Consider the following 5,582-nt stretch of genomic DNA (forward strand, 5'->3'; position numbering starts at 1 on the left):
CGTCGCGCAGTGCTGGCTATTGGGTTTGGACGGACAGCGACTTGGACGTTTGGACCTTCGCTTCAAGCACCGGCAATCGCAGCGTGACTATTTTGCATTCGAATCCAAGCGGCTGCACGTGAGATACCCCGGAGGCAGCTTCTCGACAGAGTATCCGGCTTACGCTGGAGATGATGGAATGATGGCCTTCATCAACGGACAGTATTCTCAGGGATCCTTGGCGGGTGGCATGCTCGGGTACGTTATGGACGGCAAGACGGACGGTGCATGGAATGGACTTGAGCAACGCATTGAAATGCAACGGACTCCTCTCAAGCTTATTGCTAGCTCAAAGCTTGTACAGTCGGGCCTATCGAAGGCTCTCGCGAATGCGATGGCGAACACTCGTTTGGGAGAGACGGAGCATGATCTTGACACGCACCACATGCGCCTTTTTCATCTGCTGCTTCCGGTCAATGTCTAATGGCGTGTCCGGTATTCACTAAACACAACCTCGATTTGGTGCCCGTGAATTCGCACATCGATGAGCCGCCGCGTTCCACGCTGCCGCGCTCAAGGCGGGCGGAACTGACAACGGTGCGCCGGGGCTGCGTCGGCCTCGCTATTACGCCGCCTTCGTTCTCGATCCGGACAGCAATAACATTGAAGCGGTCTATCGCGGCGACTAGTCACCGACTGATGGTGACGCAGCCAGTAGCCCGCATGAGCCAACGGGTCGGCGCGAATGCGCCGCGCGATGACGGGCTCCGCGATATGCGGGAGCCAGCGAAGCCCCGGATTTCGCTTCGCTCATCCGGGCTACGCTCACGCGGGGCGCCGAAGGAAGGCGACCACAAGGGTCGCCCCAGGGGCACCGCTACTGGATCGACATGACGTAGGGGCGCCCCTTGTGGGCGTCCTGTCGGAGGCACCCGGCTCGCGACGATGTCGGAACCTTCAGAGAACGCGGCCCTTCCGAATTTGGCCTTGCCAAAAGCGCGCGGAAGGCAACAGTTTCCCGGACAGCCCGGCTTGCGACCGGACCACTCGGGGAGAATGACATGAAGACCATGCTGCGCGCGTCCCTCATCTCGGCGATGTTGGCAGGCTCCGCGGTCGCGCTGACCGGCGAGCGGATGGCAGAAATCCCGCTCGACAAGATGTCACCCGCCCAGCGAACCATTGCCGATGCGATCATGTCCGGCCCCCGGAAATCGATGAACGGCCCGTTCAACGCCTGGCTGCGCAGTCCCGAACTGGCCGACCGTCTGCAGAAGGTCGGCGAATATGTCCGGTTCAACACCTCGCTCGACAAGCGCGTCAATGAGATGGCCATCATCATGACCGCGCAGTACTGGGGCTCGCAATATGAGTGGCACGCCCACGTCCCGCTGGCGATCAAGGCGGGTCTCGATCCCGCCATCGTGGCGGCGATCGGGGCCGGGCAAAAGCCGGAACAGATGAAGGAGGACGAAGCCATCGTCTGGGAGTTCACCACCCAGCTGCGGCGCGACCACGGCGTCGATGACGCGATCTACGCCAAGGCGCTGGATAAATTCGGCGAAGCCGGCATCATGGACCTGGTCGCCGTCAACGGCTATTACGACGTGGTTTCGATGACGCTCAACGTCGCCCATGTGGCGCCGCCGGCCGATGTGGAATTCCCGTTCAAGCAGGCCGGCCGCTAGCAACCGGGGCGCCGGCTTGACGCGTTTCACTTCGTCCGCGGCCCGGCCGCGGACGCCATGTCTTCGCGCGTGTCTTGCCATGTATTTTTTGCGCGGCGCGGCTTGGGGGCCTTGGAAGATGAAAAAAGAAATCCGGCTCAACGCCTTCGCCATGAATTGCGTCGCCCATCAGTCGCCGGGACTTTGGACCCATCCGCGCGACCGCACCGCCGAATACAACCGGCTGCCCTACTGGATCGACCTGGCCAGGACGCTGGAGCGCGGCCGGTTCGACGGCCTCTTTCTCGCCGACGTGCTCGGCGTCTACGACGTGTTCGGCGGCAGTCCCGACGCGGCGCTGCGCAACGCCACGCAGACGCCGGTCAACGATCCCCTGCTCCTGGTCTCGGCGATGGCGGCCGTCACCGAACATCTCGGCTTTGGGGTGACCTGCACGCTGTCGTACGAACCGCCCTACCCGTTCGCGCGGCGGATGTCGACGCTCGACCACCTCACCGAGGGACGGATCGGCTGGAACGTGGTCACCGGCTATCTCGACAGCGCGGCGCGCGGCTCCGGCAAGGACAAGCAGACCGCGCATGACGACCGCTACGATGTCGCCGACGAATACATGGAAGTGGTCTACAAGCTCTGGGAGGGAAGCTGGGAGGACGACGCGGCGCTGCGCGACCGCGCGCGCGGCGTCTTCGCCGATCCCGCCAGGGTGCATCGTGTCCGCCACGAAGGAAAGAACTACCGGCTCGACGCCATTCATCTGAGCGAGCCGTCGCCGCAACGCACGCCGGTGCTGTATCAGGCCGGCACCTCACCGCGCGGACGGCAGTTCGCCGCAGCGCATGCGGAGTGTGTGTTCATGTCCGGACCGTCGGCGAAAATCATCGCGCCGCGCGTCGCCGCCATCCGTGCGCTGGCCGCGGCAGCCGGCCGCAACCCCGCCGAGATACTGATGTTCAGCATGATGACGATCATTCTCGGCCGAACCGAAGAGGAGGCCGCGGCCAAGCATGCCGACTACCGCGCTCGCATCAGCCCCGAGGGCGCGCTGACCCTGATGTCGGGCTGGACCGGCGTCGATTTTTCGACCTACGATCTCGACCAGGAAGTTCGCCACGTCCAGAACGACGCCGGCCGCACCGCGATGGACAATATCACCCGCGCCGATCCGGACCGGGTCTGGACCGTGCGCGAGGTCGCCGCCCATGTCGGCATCGGCGGCATCGGGCCGGTCGTGGTCGGCACGCCGCAAAAAGTTGCCGACGAGATCGAAGCCTGGTTCGAGCAGACCGATGTCGACGGCTTGAACGTGGCGTTCGCGATTTCGCCCGGCGATTTCGAGGATATCGCGGACATGCTGGTGCCGGAGCTGGTGCGGCGCGGCCGTTACAAGCAGACCTACCGCCCGGGCACCCTGCGCGAAAAACTGTTCGGCCCGGGCCGCGCGCGACTGGCCGCGCCACATCCGGCGCTGCAGTATCGACCGTGCAAGCCGGCGAAGGCGGCGGAGTAGATCAGGGTCCTCGCTGGTCTTGCCGGAACCCTATAAGGCCGGCACCCGCAATTGTCGATCGACCAAACTCTCAATAAGTTTAGCTACCTCATGAGCTGCCACAGGCTCGCTGTATAGATATCCCTGAACCTCGATACAGCCTTCGAGGTTCAAGCATCGCATTTGTTCCTCGGTCTCGACGCCTTCCGCGGTCGTGGTAATGCCAAAGCTCACCCCAAGCCCGGTGATGGCGCGCACAATTGCGAGGCTTCCTTGGTCGACGAGCAAATCTCGAACAAACGACTGATCAATCTTTATCTTGTCGAATGGAAAACTACGAAGGTAACCGATGCTGGAATACCCGGTACCGAAATCGTCCATCGATATTCGAACGCCGAGGTCACGTAGCTGATTGAGCGATGCGATGTTGCGCTCAGACTTTTCCAACAGCACCGATTCTGTGATTTCAAGTTCGAGACGGGACGCGGGCAATCCCGACGAAGCCAGGGCGCTCACGACGGTGGAAACGAGATTGCCCTTGGAGAATTGAAGCGGGGACAAATTCACCGAAACGGAGATTTGGTCGGGCCATTTCATTGCTTCCGCACACGCGTGCCTCAGTGCCCATTGGCCGAGCTGAACAATCAAACCCATCTCCTCCGCCACCGGAATAAACTCCGACGGAAGCACAATCCCGCGTTCCGGATGATCCCAGCGCATCAACGCTTCGAAGGCCGTCACCTTTTTGGTTTGCAGATTGACGAGCGGTTGGTAGAACAGTTTAAAACCATCCTGCGCAAGCGAAGTACGCATATCCCTCTCAAGGATACGACGCGCCTGAACGATCGCATCCATCTCCGGATCAAACATGCGATGAGTGCCGCGACCTTCAGATTTCGCCCTATACATCGCGAGATCCGCGCTCTTCAGGAACGTTTCCGTGTTAATATTACCGGGGTGCGCAATGGCGATTCCGACGCTGGCCCCCACCGTCACGTCGTGTCCATCGACGCGGCAGGATTGACCAATAATCTCGATGATCTTCTCGGCCAATGCGATTGACGACGCCGGCTGAGCAGCCGATATCTGTAGGATCGCAAATTCGTCGCCACCGAGCCTGGCGATACGATCCGTTGGCTGAAGGACGTCACGTAGCTTGCTCGCAACCGATTTCAGGAGCAAATCGCCGATCGAATGACCCAACGTGTCGTTGACGGCCTTGAAGCCATCAAGATCCAGGAACAAGACCGCCAGGGGATGCGGCGTTACGGAAACCTCGTTGAGCGCTTCTTCAAGCTGCTCCTTGAACAACAGACGGTTTCCGAGGCCGGTGAGCGAGTCGTGATAGGCGAGATACTGGGATCTGGCCTGCGACTCCTCACGATCCGCAATCTCGACCTTGAGACGCTGGTTGGCGTCAACGAGACGCCTGGTCCGCTCTTCTACCCTACGCTCGAGATCTTCATTTGCATCTCGGAGCTCCTGGTTTGCCAGCAGCACCTGCTGTTCCGCACGCTTCCGGCCGATCTGGGTGTTCACACGGGCCAGAGCTACGGCGAAGTCGACGGGCTTCGTGACGTAGTCGTTAGCCCCCAGTTCCAGAGCTTCGACGATATTATCGCTCTCGGATTTTGCCGTCACCATGATAATGGGCAGCGCCGAGGCAGACTTCCGGCTACGGATTCGCTTGAGGGTTTCGATGCCGTCGATGCCCGGCATCATGACGTCCAGGAGTACCAGATCGAACGGTTCCCTGTCGATCAATTCGATCGCGGTCAGACCGTTGTCGGCCTCCACCACGTCGAAGCCATGGCGCTCAAACCGGCGCGTCAGGATAGTTCGGTTGTCGGCGATGTCGTCTACTATAAGCAAACGCGGACGGACACTTGCACGAACGTCGACCCCGTTGGATTTAGCGGGTTCAGGCCGCAGCACGATTACCAGCGGCGTTGTGGCGTTGGATGTTGTCATCAGGCGATCTTTCCGGCCACCAGCGCGTTGGCGGGATGCAGAACTGCTCCCGAGCGGTTCTGATCTGCTCTTGGGCCGTCGCTCGCCCATGCGGGCACCCGGATCGTAAAGCACGATCCGTGGCCAAGCTCGCTTGTTGCGGATATTCCCCCGCCCATAAGCGCACATAACGTCTGGCTCAGCGCGAGACCAAGACCGGTTCCTCCGTATTTGTTTGAGGTTGCACGATTTGCCTGGCCGAAATTCTGGAACAGTCGCCCGATCTCCGACGGCGCGATGCCGATCCCGGAATCGAGCACCTGGATCTCGATCCAGTCCCCCGCCTGACTATTCCGGCGCTGAACCGATAATGTGATCGTCCCGTCCTGGGTGAACTTGGCGGCGTTGCTCATCAGATTCAGAGCCGCCTGTCGCAGTTTGGTTTGATCGGTCGTGACGATCCCGAGGTTGCCGGGGCA

Annotated in this window: 5 protein-coding genes and 1 pseudogene; 4 read left to right on the forward strand and 2 right to left on the reverse strand. The window is 61.1% G+C overall.

Translation table 11 applies throughout. The annotated features are described in order from the left end of the window. The 4 genes and pseudogenes from ABSG20_RS28310 to ABSG20_RS28325 form a co-directional block, all read left to right on the forward strand. Positions 1-463: hypothetical protein (locus tag ABSG20_RS28310; protein WP_423867770.1), on the forward strand; the 463-nt coding region annotated here is incomplete at its 5' end. 70 nt (positions 464-533) lie between these two features. Then, positions 534-668, forward strand: a pseudogene (locus ABSG20_RS28315) (VOC family protein); the annotation flags it as partial. A 372-nt stretch (positions 669-1,040) separates the two neighbouring features. Next, positions 1,041-1,667, forward strand: coding sequence for a carboxymuconolactone decarboxylase family protein (locus ABSG20_RS28320; RefSeq protein ID WP_423867771.1), 627 nt, complete (start codon positions 1,041-1,043; stop codon positions 1,665-1,667). A gap of 118 nt (positions 1,668-1,785) precedes the next feature. Then, the gene (locus tag ABSG20_RS28325; RefSeq protein WP_423867772.1) at positions 1,786-3,174 is read left to right on the forward strand and encodes an LLM class flavin-dependent oxidoreductase; all 1,389 of its coding nucleotides are present in this window, start codon (positions 1,786-1,788) and stop codon (positions 3,172-3,174) included. A gap of 30 nt (positions 3,175-3,204) precedes the next feature. Here the strand turns inward: ABSG20_RS28325 and ABSG20_RS28330 are convergent, their stop codons facing one another. Continuing rightward, complete coding sequence (locus tag ABSG20_RS28330) at positions 3,205-5,124, reverse strand: putative bifunctional diguanylate cyclase/phosphodiesterase (protein ID WP_423867773.1); 1,920 nt, start codon at positions 5,122-5,124, stop codon at positions 3,205-3,207. Beyond that, positions 5,124-5,582, reverse strand: a 459-nt coding sequence (locus tag ABSG20_RS28335; protein WP_423867774.1) for an ATP-binding protein, incomplete at its 5' end; no start/stop codon positions are given. The genes ABSG20_RS28330 and ABSG20_RS28335, both read right to left, overlap by 1 nt.

This window comes from Bradyrhizobium sp. (genome assembly GCF_049512235.1).
In the GTDB taxonomy this organism is placed as follows: domain Bacteria; phylum Pseudomonadota; class Alphaproteobacteria; order Rhizobiales; family Xanthobacteraceae; genus Bradyrhizobium.